16 protein-coding genes are annotated in these 13,791 nt (G+C 64.9%); 14 read left to right on the plus strand and 2 right to left on the minus strand.

The window, feature by feature from the left end:
- Positions 1-21: 21 nt before the first annotated feature.
- Both G3N95_RS02670 and G3N95_RS02675 read right to left on the minus strand, forming a co-directional pair.
- On the minus strand, positions 22-420 hold the full coding sequence (locus G3N95_RS02670; protein ID WP_205968392.1) for a type III secretion protein: 399 nt from the start codon (positions 418-420) through the stop codon (positions 22-24).
- A gap of 15 nt (positions 421-435) precedes the next feature.
- Positions 436-1,029 (minus strand): HrpB1 family type III secretion system apparatus protein, encoded by a 594-nt coding sequence (locus G3N95_RS02675; protein WP_205968393.1) that lies wholly within the window; start codon positions 1,027-1,029, stop codon positions 436-438.
- A gap of 309 nt (positions 1,030-1,338) precedes the next feature.
- On the opposite strand from G3N95_RS02675, the gene sctU reads away from it, so the two are divergent.
- The 14 genes from sctU (at position 1,339) to G3N95_RS02745 (ending at position 13,717) form a co-directional block, all read left to right on the plus strand.
- Positions 1,339-2,427: a type III secretion system export apparatus subunit SctU gene (sctU, locus tag G3N95_RS02680; protein ID WP_205968394.1), complete on the plus strand. Its 1,089-nt coding sequence runs from the start codon at positions 1,339-1,341 to the stop codon at positions 2,425-2,427.
- A gap of 53 nt (positions 2,428-2,480) precedes the next feature.
- Positions 2,481-4,565 (plus strand): type III secretion system export apparatus subunit SctV, encoded by a 2,085-nt coding sequence (gene sctV, locus G3N95_RS02685; RefSeq protein WP_205968395.1) that lies wholly within the window; start codon positions 2,481-2,483, stop codon positions 4,563-4,565.
- An 8-nt stretch (positions 4,566-4,573) separates the two neighbouring features.
- The gene (sctP, locus tag G3N95_RS02690) at positions 4,574-5,140 is read left to right on the plus strand and encodes a type III secretion system protein SctP (RefSeq protein WP_241018175.1); all 567 of its coding nucleotides are present in this window, start codon (positions 4,574-4,576) and stop codon (positions 5,138-5,140) included.
- Between the two features lie 65 nt (positions 5,141-5,205).
- On the plus strand, positions 5,206-6,351 hold the full coding sequence (gene sctQ, locus G3N95_RS02695) for a type III secretion system cytoplasmic ring protein SctQ (protein WP_241018176.1): 1,146 nt from the start codon (positions 5,206-5,208) through the stop codon (positions 6,349-6,351).
- The gene (gene sctR / locus G3N95_RS02700; RefSeq protein WP_205968396.1) at positions 6,329-6,985 is read left to right on the plus strand and encodes a type III secretion system export apparatus subunit SctR; all 657 of its coding nucleotides are present in this window, start codon (positions 6,329-6,331) and stop codon (positions 6,983-6,985) included. Before sctQ ends, sctR begins: the two co-directional genes overlap by 23 nt.
- 29 nt (positions 6,986-7,014) lie before the next feature.
- Positions 7,015-7,278, plus strand: coding sequence for a type III secretion system export apparatus subunit SctS (sctS, locus tag G3N95_RS02705; protein ID WP_205968397.1), 264 nt, complete (start codon positions 7,015-7,017; stop codon positions 7,276-7,278).
- Entirely contained in the window at positions 7,275-8,237 is a 963-nt protein-coding gene (locus G3N95_RS02710; protein WP_205968398.1) for a hypothetical protein, read from the plus strand. The genes sctS and G3N95_RS02710 overlap by 4 nt, the downstream gene beginning before the upstream one ends.
- Positions 8,238-8,373: 136 nt before the next feature.
- Entirely contained in the window at positions 8,374-9,684 is a 1,311-nt protein-coding gene (locus G3N95_RS02715) for a type III secretion protein (RefSeq protein WP_205968399.1), read from the plus strand.
- A gap of 2 nt (positions 9,685-9,686) precedes the next feature.
- A complete protein-coding gene (locus G3N95_RS02720; RefSeq protein WP_205968400.1) occupies positions 9,687-9,929 on the plus strand; it encodes a type III secretion protein in 243 nt (80 codons plus the stop codon).
- A 75-nt stretch (positions 9,930-10,004) separates the two neighbouring features.
- Positions 10,005-10,226 carry a hypothetical protein gene (locus tag G3N95_RS02725; RefSeq protein WP_205968401.1) on the plus strand — a complete coding sequence of 74 codons (222 nt, stop codon included), beginning with the start codon at positions 10,005-10,007 and terminating at the stop codon, positions 10,224-10,226.
- 85 nt (positions 10,227-10,311) lie between these two features.
- Complete coding sequence (locus G3N95_RS02730) at positions 10,312-10,767, plus strand: CesT family type III secretion system chaperone (protein WP_205968402.1); 456 nt, start codon at positions 10,312-10,314, stop codon at positions 10,765-10,767.
- A gap of 61 nt (positions 10,768-10,828) precedes the next feature.
- Positions 10,829-11,290, plus strand: coding sequence for an MEKHLA domain-containing protein (locus G3N95_RS02735; RefSeq protein WP_205968403.1), 462 nt, complete (start codon positions 10,829-10,831; stop codon positions 11,288-11,290).
- A 226-nt stretch (positions 11,291-11,516) separates the two neighbouring features.
- Positions 11,517-13,307: a nitrite/sulfite reductase gene (locus G3N95_RS02740; RefSeq protein ID WP_205968756.1), complete on the plus strand. Its 1,791-nt coding sequence runs from the start codon at positions 11,517-11,519 to the stop codon at positions 13,305-13,307.
- A complete protein-coding gene (locus G3N95_RS02745) occupies positions 13,304-13,717 on the plus strand; it encodes a DUF934 domain-containing protein (RefSeq protein WP_205968404.1) in 414 nt (137 codons plus the stop codon). The genes G3N95_RS02740 and G3N95_RS02745 overlap by 4 nt, the downstream gene beginning before the upstream one ends.
- Positions 13,718-13,791 lie beyond the last annotated feature (74 nt).

Consider the following 13,791-nt stretch of genomic DNA (forward strand, 5'->3'; position numbering starts at 1 on the left):
GAAGCAAAGTTCTCGTATTCATCACTGGTTCTTCATCAGCGTTTCAGCCGACGACTTCGACGCCGACACCACCGCCATCTTGGTCTGGAAGTCGAACTGCGCGAGCGACAGGTTCAGCGACACCTGTGCAGCCGCCGCGATCTGCTGGGTCGGCGACAGCGATGCCGCGTTCGCGCTCAGCGTCTCGACCTGCTGGAGCGCCGCTTCCATCTGGCCGTCCTGCTTGCGGATCGCGTCGACGAGATTGCCCGCGTGTTGCGACGCATCGCCGCCCGGTGCGGCAAGCGGCTGCTGCATCAGATCCTCGAAACGGCTCACGGATTCGGGCGCGGGCATCTGCGGCAACTGCTCTGCGTTCGTGGCCCTGGCGGCCTCGGCGGCGGCATGCATCGCCGTTTCGGCTATCGTTGAAATGGTCATGGCTGTGTCCTCGAATCAGGCGCGCAGAAACGCATGCGATGCGAACGCGGACGCTTCGCCGGAAGGCAGCCGTGTGTTCTTCGACGGCCCGCTCTCCTGCTCTTCGGCGAGATCGCGATACGACTCCGGCAGCACGAACTCGCCGCCGCGATGATTCGCGCGTGCCGCATCCAGATCGGCACGTACGCCGAGCGCGCGCACCAGCGCGCGCGTCTCCGGACCGGCATCGCCTTCGAGCGCCTGGTCGGCCCATTGACGCCAGCCGGCGTCGTTCTGCGACGCGAGGCAGTACGCATACATCGCCTTCGCATACGCGAACGACGGCGCCGCGTCGATCACGTCACGCAACGTGCGCGACGCTTCGTCCCAGCGGCCGTTGGCGATCTGCAGCACGCCCGCGAGCGTTTCGATCTCGGCGACCTTCGGACGGAGTGCACGCAGCGCATCGAGCACCAGTTCGATGTCGGTGGTATCGGCGGACGCTGTCGGGAAGTGCCGGAAGAGACCCGCCGACGCGATCTCGATCAGCGCATTCAAGGTGGCGTCGCCGCATTGCAGGTAGTTCGGCGCGGTCTGGGCGGAAGCAGGTTGTGACGGTTTCGCGAGCATGGCGTGGACCCTCTTGATGAAAACGGGACGCGGGGCGTCATCCGTCAGCAAGGTATCAAGCCGATTGCACTGAACTCGCGTCGCAGCCGAAGCGAGTCGCGCGAAAGCGAACCTCGAAGCTCGCTTGCGGCGCATCGCATGTCGCGTGCTGGCGCGCTTCGCAAGCGTGCGCGGGGCTTCGCCTCGGTCGACAGCGCGCCGCGCCGCGCGCCCTACACTGCGCCAGCACGGTCCGCGTGAAGCGCACCGCATTCCAGCATCGCGCGCCCGCTTGACGCTTCACGGGACGTGCCGCACGAGGAGCGCCCGATGAGCGACGACAAGACCGAACAGCCAACCGAGAAACGCCTGCGCAAGGCGCGCGAGGACGGCGAGGTCGCGAAGAGCACGGATCTCGTCGACGGCGCGCTGCTGGCCGTGGGCGTCGGCATGCTGATGGCGACGGGCGACAAGATCGTCGAAGCGTTGCGCTCGTGCATCTCGATCGCGCTGAAGTTCGTCGCCGGTCCGCACGACATGACGACGCTGATGCTCGCCGTCGATCAGATCGGCTCGCGCATGACGGGCGCGATCCTGCCCGTGATCGGCGCGGCGATACTCGCGTCCGTTGCCGCGCTGGCGGGACAGACAGGTATCGCGATTTCAATGAAAGCCGTCGGCCTCAAGTTCGAGAACGTCAGCCCGATGGCGGGCATCAAGCGCATCTTCTCGCTCAAGTCGCTGCTCGAACTCGCGAAGATGACGATCAAGGGTATCGTGCTCGCGCTCGTGATGTGGAAGACGATCACAGGCCTGCTGCCGCTCGTCACGGGGTCGCTGTTCCAGTCGCTGCCTGAACTGTCGAAGCTTGCGAGCTTCGTCGTGATCCGGCTGCTCGCGGTAGCGGCTGCGCTGTATGTCGTGTTCGGCGGCATCGACTTCAAGCTGCAGAAGTTCCTCTTCATACGCGGCAAGAAGATGAGCAAGGACGAGATCAAGCGCGAGTTCAAGCAGGACGAAGGCGATCCCGTCATCAAGGGCGAGCGCAAACGCCTCGCGCGCGAACTCGCTACATCTGCGCCGCGCAAGGTCGCGACGGCGAGCATGGTGGTCGTCAATCCAACGCACTACGCAGTGGCTGTGCGGTACGCGCCCGACGAATATCCGCTGCCCCTCGTGATCGCCAAGGGCATGGACGAAGCGGCACTGAAAATGCGCCGCGACGCGCAGTTCGCGGGCGTGCCGATCGTCGGTCATCCGCCCGTCGCGCGCGCTCTCTACAAGGTCGAACTCGACGAGCCGATCCCCGACGAACTGTTCGAAGCCGTCGCCGCGATCCTGCGCTGGGTCGATTCGCTTGCGCTGCCGCGCAATTCCGCAGACCCGACAGCGCCCGTCACACCGACGCTGTCAGGCTGAAAACACGCGTCGCGCCTCATCCACGCAATCCGCTTCGCTCACCCACCACGCTCATGTTCAAGACACTCAAACTGCCCGCCGGCGGCGAGATCGGCATCCTCGTGATGATCATCGCGATCGTCTCGCTGATGATTCTGCCGCTCCCGTTCTTCATGATCGACATCCTCGTCGGCCTGAACATCGCGACGGCCGTCACGCTGCTGATGATCACGCTGTATGTGCCGAGCGTGGTGTCGCTGTCCGCGTTCCCGTCGATCCTGCTGTTCACGACGCTCTATCGTCTGTCGCTCAGCATCGCGTCGACGAAATCGATCCTGCTGCATGCGGAAGCGGGCGACATCATCGACAGCTTCGGCAAGCTCGTGGTGGGCGGCAACCTGGTGGTCGGGATGGTCGTGTTCATCATCATCACGCTGGTGCAGTTCATCGTGATCGCGAAAGGCTCGGAGCGCGTCGCGGAAGTCGGCGCGCGCTTCACGCTCGACGCGATGCCAGGCAAGCAGATGAGCATCGACGCCGATCTGCGCGCCAATCTGCTGACGGCCGACGAAGCGCGCCACAAGCGCGCGACGCTCGCGCTCGAAAGCGCGCTGCACGGCGGCATGGACGGCGCGATGAAGTTCGTCAAAGGCGACGCAGTGGCGGGACTGATCATCACGATGATCAACATCGTCGCAGGTCTCGCCGTCGGCGTGCTGTATCACGGGATGACGGCCGGCGAAGCGGCAAACCGTTTTTCGATTCTCTCCGTCGGCGATGCGATGGTCGCGCAGTTGCCCGCGCTGCTGCTGTCCGTCGCGGCGGGCGTGATGATCACGCGCGTCGCCGACGACCGCGACGAGAAACCTCGCTCGCTGGGTGCGGAAATCGGCAAGCAGCTGATGGGCAGCGCGCCCGCATTGGGCTTCGCGTCGCTGCTGCTGGTCGCGTTCGCCGCCGTGCCCGGCTTTCCGTGGCCGCTCTTTCTCGTGTTGAGCGGCATTCTCGGCTTCACCGCATGGAAGCTGAAAAAGCGCGGACCGGCGCGCGCCTTCGAAGACCTCGAAGCCGTGCGCTCGATGCAGCGTGCGGGCGCGAAGAGCGAAACGCCCGCTATTTCAAGCGTGCCGCCCGCGTTTTCATGCGCGCTGGGCGTGCGGCTTTCGCCCGATCTGCGCGGCCGGCTCGCTGTCGACCGGCTCAATCAGGCGTTCGAAGCCGAGCGCGCCGCGCTGCAAGAAGAACTGGGCTTGCCGTTTCCCGGCATCCACATGTGGATCAGCGACAAGCTGGCGCCGTCCACCTGCGAGTTTCTGATGCACGACGTGCCGTCGTTCACGCTTGAACTGCCACCAGGCAAGGTGCTGCTCGCCGATCTGCCGCAGCGCCTTGCCGCCCAGACTGAGGACGCGGAAGCGCAAGCGCTCGCCGGACGCTGCGAACAGCGCGAGTCGATCGACGGCAGCGGGCAGCCTGGCTACTGGCACGACGAAGCCACGCTCGGCAGCAAGACATCAGGCTGGCGCGCCGAGCAGGTGATCGCGAATGTCAGCGTGCAACTGCTCAGACGCAACGCGTCGCTCTTTCTCGGCGTCAACGAAGTGCAGTGGATTCAGGAACAGCTCGGCATCGAATATCCGGGCCTGCTCGCCGAAGTGCAAAAAGTGCTGCCGCCGCAGCGTATCGCCGACGTGCTGCGGCGTCTGCTCGAAGAACAGATTCCGATCCGCAATATCCGCAACATCATGGAAAGCCTGATCGCGTGGGGGCCGAAAGAGAAGGACGTGCTGATGCTGACTGAGTATGTGCGCGGCGACCTTGCCCGCTTTCTCGCGCATCGGGCCGCGCTCGGCGCACGCATCCTGCCCGCGATCCTGCTCGACGGTCCCGTCGAGCAGCACATCCGCCAGGCGATCAAGCAGACGCCGACGGGCAACTATCTCGCGTTGCCGCCCGATCAGATCAGCTTTCTCGTCGACAGCATCGAATCGTTCGCGGGTCTCGCGCCGCGTCCCGGCATCGCGCTCGTCACGTCGATGGACATCCGGCGCTACGTGCGGCGCATGATCGAAGGAAGGCTCGGCTGGCTGTCCGTCTATTCGTATCAGGAACTCGGCGGGCATCTCGAGTTGCAGCCGATCGGCCACGTCACCGCCTGAGGCCGCGCATGTCGAGAATCACATCGCGTCCCGTGCGCGTGATCGCGGCACCTGTGCAGGCGTCGAACGCTTCGTCGGCGGCAGCACGCGTCCGGCGCGCGCGCCATGCGGATTTCGCTGCGCTCGTGCGTCGCGACGGCAAGCCTTCGTCCGACGGCGATCTGCTTACCGTGGCGCCAGACGATGAACACGAACACGAGCGCCATGAAGAAGACTCGCTCGCGCAACGCATCGGCAGCGCGAGCCAGCGCATCGTGGCCGCCGTGCTGCGTCGCGAACAACAGATGCTCGAACTCGCGCATGTGCTCGCGCGGCATGTCGGCGATTTCGCGTCGAACCCCGCGATCCACCAGGCGGGCCACTGGGAAGTGACGCTGCGCATCGATCCGCAGCGCCTGCCCGGCACGCAGTTGCATCTGACGCTTTCGCCCGCTGTTCTCTTGCTTCGCTTCGACGTCGAGACCGCCGACACACGCCAACTACTCTTGCAGCATGCCGGCCTGCTCGAACGCGAACTGCGCCAGCTGCTCGCGATGCAAGGCGAAGCGCGCACGCTCGAACTGACGGTTTACTAGCCGGTTTGCAGCGGAGCCGCGAACGCCCCGCGCGGGTTTTACGACACGCTTATTCCGCAGCCCGTATGTCCACTGTGTCCAATGAACGACCGTATGCAGAGCAGTTGCGCCACGTCACGCCCGATGCGGCGCGCGCGGCGCGCTTTCTCTGCGATGCGCGCCACCTCGATGCGTTGCGCCAGATCGGCGCGATCGACGCGATCGAAATCGCGCCTGCCACCGCGCCGGCGGTCGCCTTCGACGAGCCCGGCCGCATCGTGCTCGCGCATCTGGAAGGCACCCTCGACGTCGATCTCGATCTCGCGCGCTATCCCGCGTTGCAGATCGTCGCGGCCAGCGCGGGCGACAGCACGCGCCACGCACTGCGCAGCACGCTCGCCAACACGCTGCTCGATCCGCTGATGCAGCGCTTTCAGGCCGCCGGGCTCGGACGCTGGCGCGTGACAGCGGTCGAACGCACAACCGTTCTCCCGCATCGCGAACGTTTCGACGTCGCGTTGCTGCATGACGGCGTCGTGCACCGGTTTTCGATCTGCGCCGCCGCTGCAACGCTCGACGTACTGCAAAAGAGATTCGCTGCGTTGTCTTCGGTATTTGCAACGCAGGCCTTCGCCACGGCATCGACGTTGCACGTGCCGGGCGCCATCGCGCTCGGCGCGCGTCGCGTGCCGCTTGCTGCACTGCAGTCCCTGCGTCCCGGCGATGTGTTGCTGCGCACCTTCGCGCCCGGCGTCGCACGCGCATTGAACAGCGGCGCTCCATTCGCCGCGCGCGCGACGTGGGGCGCAGCGGCACCGGAGATGCGGCGCATCCATGCGCGTGTCGTGATCGACGGCACGCTGGTCACTGTAGAAGAGAAACCCATCATGAACGAAGAACCCTTGCAGGCCGATTCGCCCGATACGCTGCCCGGCGACGGCGAAGCGCTGCACGACGTCGAAGCCGACGCAGAGGCCTTCGACGCCCCCCTCGACATCGGTCTGCTCGATCTGCCCGTACAGTTCGAAATCGACAGCGTCGCGCTGCCGCTCGCACAGCTCGCCGCGCTGCGGCCGGGCTACGTGATCGAACTTGCCGCGCCCGTGCTCGATACGCCCGTTCGGCTCGTCACACATGGGCAAACGGTCGGCTATGGCGAAATCGTCTGCGTCGGCGAACATCTGGGCGTACGTATCACGAGGATGGCTTATGCCGGCGATGCAGACAGGTGACATCACCGGGCTTCTGATCGTCGTGCTGGCGATCAGCGTGATCCCGTTCATCGCGATGGTGGTGACGTCGTATATGAAGATCGTCGTCGTGCTGGGGCTGCTGCGCAATGCGCTCGGCGTCCAGCAGGTGCCGCCGAACATGGTGCTCAACGGTATCGCCATCATCGTGTCCGTGTACATCATGGCGCCCGTCGCGTTCTCCGCGATGCAGGGCATGCAGGCGAACCAGGCGCCCGGCAACGTCACGCAGAACGTCACGGCGGGCATCGCCGCCGCGCGCGAACCGTTCCGCACGTTCCTGGAAGCGCATGCGCAGTCGCGCGAACGCCAGTTCTTCCTGCGTTCGGCGACGGCCCTGTGGCCCGCGCAGGAAGCGAAGGCGCTCAAGGACACCGATCTGATCGTGCTCGCGCCAGCGTTCACGCTGACGGAACTCACCGATGCCTTCAAGATCGGCTTTCTGCTGTACATCGGCTTCATCGTCGTCGATCTGGTGATCGCGAACGTCCTGATGGCGATGGGCCTGAACCAGGTGCAGCCGACCAACGTCGCGATTCCGTTCAAGCTGCTGCTGTTCGTCGCGATGGACGGCTGGTCCGCGCTGATGCACGGCCTCATTCTCGGCTACCGGTAGGCGCCGCGTTTATCCACGATGGACTTGTCATGACTCTCGATACGCTCGTCGGACTCGCGACGCAAGGTCTGCTGCTGTGCCTGTACGTGTCGCTGCCGATCGTCGTCGTCGCGGCCGGTGTCGGGCTGCTCGTGTCGTTCCTGCAGGCGATCACGTCGCTGCAGGATCAGACACTTTCGTTCGGCATCAAGCTGATCGCCGTGGTGGTGGCGCTGGTCGTCGTTGCGCCGCTCGGCGCGTCGGCGATACTGCGCTTCGCTAATCAGTTGCTCCTGACAGCGGTGCAGCGATGAATTCGATCCACTCGCGCGCCACAGGGGGCACTTCAGCCACACAGGAAGCCACGCAGACGCAACGAGGCACGGTCGAACCGGCGCGGCAGCAGACCCGCGCGCGCTTCGCCACGACGCTGCGCAACAACGTGCGCTTCGCGCATGCGCATCACGCGCATCTGCAAGGCCAGGCGCGGTCGGCCAATGCACGGCGCCTTGCGAAAGCACTGGCGAAGAAGCGTCAAGGCAAGGCCGTAGCGACGCGTTTCGCCGCGACACGCCGCCCGACTTCCATGGCCAACGCGAGAACTGCACAGAGTGCGCGAAGCGCCGACCGTCAGCGCGCCGCGCAACAGCGTGTGACGCGCGACGGCGGCAATGGTGGTTCGAAAGGCGGCGGTCAGCAACAGCAAGGCGGCCAGCAACAGGAGCAACGCCAGCGCAAGCACGACGCACGCGACGACGATCTTGCGATCACGAGCGTGGACGGCGCGACGCGTGCGGTGGCCGCCTTGCCGATGTTCGCGGGCTCGCCTGCGCTGACGCTGCAAGGCGCGTCGCGTCGCGATGCGTTGGCCCGCGCGTGGTGCGATGCGTTGCTCGCACCCGACCGTTCGCTGCACGATGCGATGAAACAGTTGCGTACGCTCCGGCAGCATGAAGGCGCGTTGACGCTCGCGTCGCTCGCACAGGTCCGGCAATCGCTGATGGATGCAACCGCTCGCGTAAAGACACAGGCGGTCCAGGCATTGCCTGAAGCGGCGCATGACCAACCAGGTTCGACCCGTCGGTTGAGCACCGCAAAGGCCACCCGCAACGCGCTCGCGCCCTTGCTGGCCCTCGTCGCCGGCAGCCCGACGCTGCCTGGTCGCGAAGGCCGCGCAGCAGCCGCGAATGCGACGCTCGACGGCATCGCTCACGCGCGCATCACGCGTCCCGCCGAAACCTCAGCGCAGCCAGCCTCGCCGCCGGTCGACTGAAGTCGCTTCGCGTTCGCGCGAGTGCCTTCGCAAAGCCGGCGGATCGCGCTTCATGCGTCCATTAATCTGCGACTCATCGAAGGAAACGGAACAGCGCGATGGCTGCACCCGCTTCCTTGCTTGATCGACGGAACTCATGAAACAACTGCGCATCCTGACGGGTATTCATGCTGGCGCGACCGCCCCGCTCGGTCCCGGTCTGCACCGGATCGACGCGGACGACGACGCCGACATCCGCATCACCGACTGGACCGGTCCGTCCGCGATCGTCGAAGTCGGCGACAACGATGTCGTAACCGTGCGGCGGCTCGCTGTGCGAGCGGCCGATGCAGCCGCAAGCGACGCCGCGCCTCTTGACGAGCAAACGCAGCAGGACGACGCCAGCGAGCCCGAAACGCAAGCGCCCTCCGACGAAGCCGTCGAAGACACCGCGCCCGTCTTCATGCTCGATTTTCTGCCGATGCAGTTCGATCAGAGCGTGATCTGCATCGGACCCGACGACGTCGAGTGGCCGAGCGATCTCACGTTGCTGTCGACGCTGCTCAAGCCCGGCCAGTCCGCCGAAGCAGACAGCAACAAAGCGCGCTCGCGGCGCCGCACCTTCGTCGCGCTCGGCGCGGCGTGTGTCGCGCTGGCGGTGATCGCGAGTGTCGGTGCGCTGTCGCTGACGACGCGCGCCAAGGCGTCGATGCTGCCCGGCGATGTCGCCGCGATGGAAAACGTCAATCGCGAATTCGCGAGCGCGCATCTGAACGAGCTGCGCGCGTCGCTCGACGGACATGGCGGCGTGCTGGTGCGAGGCCTCGTCGCGAACGAGGCGGAGAATCTCGCCGCGCGGCGATTGCTCGCGACCATCACGTCGCCGCGCATGCAGGCGCAGTACGGCATCGCGGAAGTGATCCGCCGCAGCATCGGCGAAAGCCTGCCCGTTGCGGGCATCAGCGTGCATTACGACGGCGGCGGCGTGTTTTCGATTGCGGGAAAGGACGTCGACATGGACGCGTTGCAACAGGGCGTGAAGCGTATCCGCCCCGATCTGCCCGCCAACGTGAAGGACATCCGTATCGACGCGACGGGTGCCGAGCAGGCGGATGCGCCTGCGGGCGCGAGCTACATCGCGATCGTGTCGTCGGATACGGTGCGCTATGCGCAAACGCCCGACGGCGTGAAGCACATCTTCATTCTCGACAACGAGACGGCGGCCAGCGGCGCGAGCGGTGCCACTGCCGCCAGCGACACAGCCTCGTCCACGGGCGCAGCCGCGCCGCAACCCGCAAGCGATACCGCGCAGCCCGCCGCCTCGGCAACCGCGAGTGAGGTATCACAAGCCATGCACGAATCGCAGGCATCGATTGCGAAACAGCTCGCCGGGCCTGCCACGGCCCGGCACACCCTCGACCTGCCTCACACGTCCGTCGCGCAGACGGCCGACACGTTACGGAGATGACCATGTACGAAACCATTGAACGCCACGCGCAACACTTCATGGAGTTGCAGAACGTCGTGACGGGTGCGAACGCCGACACCCGCGTCGCGGAACTGCGCAAGGCACTCGAAGAGAGCGCAGAACAACTGAACCACGCCGCCGACGGCACGCCAGCCGACCGCGACGCGCGCGCCCGCATCTATCGCGGTCTCGTCGCGGCGAGCCGCATCGTCGGCCAGTTGCGCGAGGACGCGATGCGCGGCTAAGGCTGCATCGCGTCGAACTTCTTTTCAACCACCCGACCGGCATCGTGTCGGCCGGATCATTCCAGGAGAGCAACCATGCCCGGTATAGCAGCAGCAGGACAAGCCGCACTGAGCGGCATCACGCAAGGCATCAATTCGGGTGGCGCAACGGCAGCCGCCGAAGCCACGATCAACAACAACGCGCAGCAGCAGCTCGAGATCGCCCAGGCACAGTCGAATGCGAGCCTGCTGCAAGCGCTCGGCGAAGCGATGAAGTCGGGTGCGTCGAGCATCCAGAAGGCCGCGCAGGCATCGTAATGCGTGCTGGCTGGCCGTCCGCGCGACGGTCAGCCACTTTTGAAACCGCACGCATGATTCAATTCTTTGAACGGGTATCGGCACCGTGAGTGAAGACCGCTACGTAGAACTCGTCGCATCGCTGTGCGAGGCGGTCGGCTTGCCGGACGTCGAGCACGTGCTGGAGACGCATTCGATCGAAGTGGGCGGACTCGATGTGCGCCTCGACTGCTTCGACGAAGATCCGTATGCAATCTATCTGAGCTTCGACTTCGGCGCGGTGACGGCAGGACGGGTATCGACCGTCTACCGGCTCATGCTCGAAGCGAATCTGCTCGTGTATGCGCAGGATCAGGCTCAACTCGGACTCGATTCCGACTATGGCAACGTCGTGCTGCTCGTGCGCGTGCCGTTCGACGATGCGCCCACGGGCGACACTCTCGCCGACCTGCTCGCGCATTATTCGGAGCACGGCGCATACTGGAAGCAAAGCATTCTCGAAGCCAGCGACGAACGTTTCGAAGCGATCGTGACGGGCAACTTCTCGTGGATCCGCGCATGACATGTTCGCGCGAAGCATCGTCACGCTAGAATGTCGCGACCGCCTGGAGAGACGACTACCGATGGATTTACGCACCGATCTGAACTTCTTCAACCTGCTCACGAGCAGCTATGCGCGCCTGCTCGGCACGGCACTCGTTCCGAAATGCGAGCGCGCGGAAGACGCCGCTGCATGGCTGTATCGCGACGCGCCCTTCGGACTGCTCGCTCACAATACGGCTGACGACCCTGTGTTCGTCTACGGCAACCGGCGCGCGCAGACTTTGTTCGGCTACGACTGGGACGAACTCACGGCCCTGCCTTCCCGCCTCTCCGCAGAAGCGCCGGAGCGCACCGAACGCCAGGCGTTTCTCGACCAGGTGACGCGCGACGGCTATGTGTCCGGCTATCGCGGCGTGCGCATCGCGAAGACGGGCCGGCGTTTCTGGATCGAACGCGCAACCGTGTGGCAACTCATCGACGAGCACGGCAAGCTGCACGGCCAGGCCGCGATGATTCCGCACATCACGGCGTTGGCCGAGTAACACCCCACCCTTCCTCCGCTCTTCGACCGGGGCAAGCCGCTGCCTCGGCTTTCTCATCTGCTGCCGTCATTTTCGCGTCATCTGCGTCTTGTCGGCTGCTGCCACCGCCGTTAGATTCGAACATACATGTCCCCGCCGGAACGCGAGGCCGATGGACTCGGCCGTCGTTCCGCATCCCCAAGGCGCGAGCGTCGACAGGATGCTTGCGCCGTCCTCCAGGTTAGCCATGTATCAGTACAACGAGTTTGACAAAGCTTTTCTGCTCAATCGAGCCGCGCAGTTCCGCGACCAGATCGAACGCTGGCAGGACGGCCGATTGAGCGAAGATGCCTTTCGCCCCTTGCGGCTGCAAAACGGCTGGTACGTGCAGCGGCATGCGCCGATGCTGCGCGTGGCCGTGCCGTACGGCGAGCTGTCGAGTGCGCAATTGCGCGTGCTCGCGCGCGTGGCGCGCGAATACGATGCGCCCGAGGCGGACGTCTATCGTCAGGCGCTGGACGCCCAGCGCAAGCTCGGCACCGTTCGCCTGCCGACCCATCACGCGCACTTCACGACCCGCACCAACGTGCAGTTCAACTGGATTCCGCTCGCGAAAGCCGCCGACGTGATGGATCTGCTCGCCACCGTCGACATGCACGGCATCCAGACCAGCGGCAACTGCATCCGCAATATCTCGTGCGACGAGCGGGCCGGTGTCGCGCCGGATGAAGTCGCCGACCCGCGCCCCTTCGCCGAAATCATGCGGCAGTGGACGACGCTGCATCCCGAGTTCGCCTTTCTGCCGCGCAAGTTCAAGATCGCGATGACGGGCGCCGACGACGACCGCGCCGCGACGCAATGGCACGACGTCGGCCTGCGGCTGCGCCACGGCGAGAACGGCGAACTCGGCTTTCGCGTGACCGTCGGCGGCGGCATGGGGCGTACGCCCGTGATCGGCACGGTGCTGCGCGAGTTTCTGCCGTGGCAGCACATCATGAATTACATCGAAGCCGTGGTCCGCGTGTACAACCAGTACGGGCGGCGCGACAACAAGTACAAGGCGCGCATCAAGATTCTCGTGAAGGCGGAAGGCCAGAAATATATCGACGAAGTGGAAGAAGAGTTTCGCCAGATCGTCGAGCATGACGGCGGCCCGCATACGATTCCGCAAGCCGAACTGGCGCGCGTCAGTGCGTATTTCGTGCAGCCCGTGGTGGACTCGGTCGGCAAACCTGTCGATCCCGTCGCGCGCCAGGCGATTCACGATGCCGCGCTGCATCACCCGCCTTTCGCACGCTGGCTGCAGCGCAATGTCGCGCGTCACAAGAATCCGTCGCTGTGCATCGTCACGCTGTCGTTCAAGCGCCTGCTCCAGGCACCCGGCGATGCATCCGCCGATCAGCTCGATCAGGTCGCCAATCTCGTCGACCGGTTCTCCGCGGGCGAAGCACGCGTCACGCATACGCAGAACATCGTGCTGCCCTGGGTCCACGAAAACGATCTGCTTGCATTGTGGGAGGCGGCACGCGAAGTGGGACTCGCGAGCGCCAACGTCAACCTGCTGACGGACATGATCGCGTGTCCGGGCGGCGATTTTTGCGCGCTTGCGAATGCGCGCTCACTGCCCATCGCGGAAGCGATCACCGAGCGCTATCAGGACATGGACGAACTCGAAGATGTTGGCGAAGTGGATCTGCATATCAGCGGCTGCATCAATTCGTGCGGCCATCACCACAGCGGACATATCGGCATTCTCGGCGTCGACAAGGACGGGAGCGAGTGGTACCAGGTCACGCTCGGCGGCTCGGACGGATCGCGGGCAAGCGGCGCTGCACAGGCGGGCAAGGTGATCGGGCCTTCGTTTTCCGCACACGAAGTCCCCGATGTGATCGACGCAGTGCTGCGCACGTATGTCGATCAAAGAATGCAGTCAGGATCGCGTCGCGAGACGTTCATCGAAACCGTGCGGCGTATCGGACCCGATCCCTTCAAGGCGGCGGCGAATGCCGTGCGCACGCCCGTGGAGGTGTCGGCATGAACGGTCGAACGCGTATTCGCATACTCGCTGCCGATCATTCCAGCGATGCCGTCGAACGTGTCGTCGCGCTCGTCAACGACGCCGATCCGTTTGCTTATAGCGACGCCATCGCTAGCGCGGATCGCGTCGAACTCCACTTCCCGAACTTCACCGACGGCCGTGCATTCAGCCAGGCGTATCTGATCAGGCGGCGTCTGGGCTTCACGGGCGATCTGCGCGCAACGGGTGAGGTGCTCGCGGATCAACTGATCCAGATGGAACGTACGGGTTTTTCAAGCGCGGTGTTGAGTGCCGATGTCGATTGCGCAGATGCGCAGCGGCAACTGGATCGCTTCGCGGCGTTCTATCAGGGCGATGTGGCTCGCGATGCGCCGTTCAGGCAACGCGATAGGGAAGCTGGAAAACAGTGAGGTAATCGGCGGCGCTTCGGGTCGACGACCCGAAGCGAAAGCGTCTGCAAGAAAAGGAGGCGAGGATTTACGTG

Source organism: Paraburkholderia sp. Tr-20389, assembly GCF_017104565.1.
Taxonomy (GTDB): domain Bacteria; phylum Pseudomonadota; class Gammaproteobacteria; order Burkholderiales; family Burkholderiaceae; genus Paraburkholderia.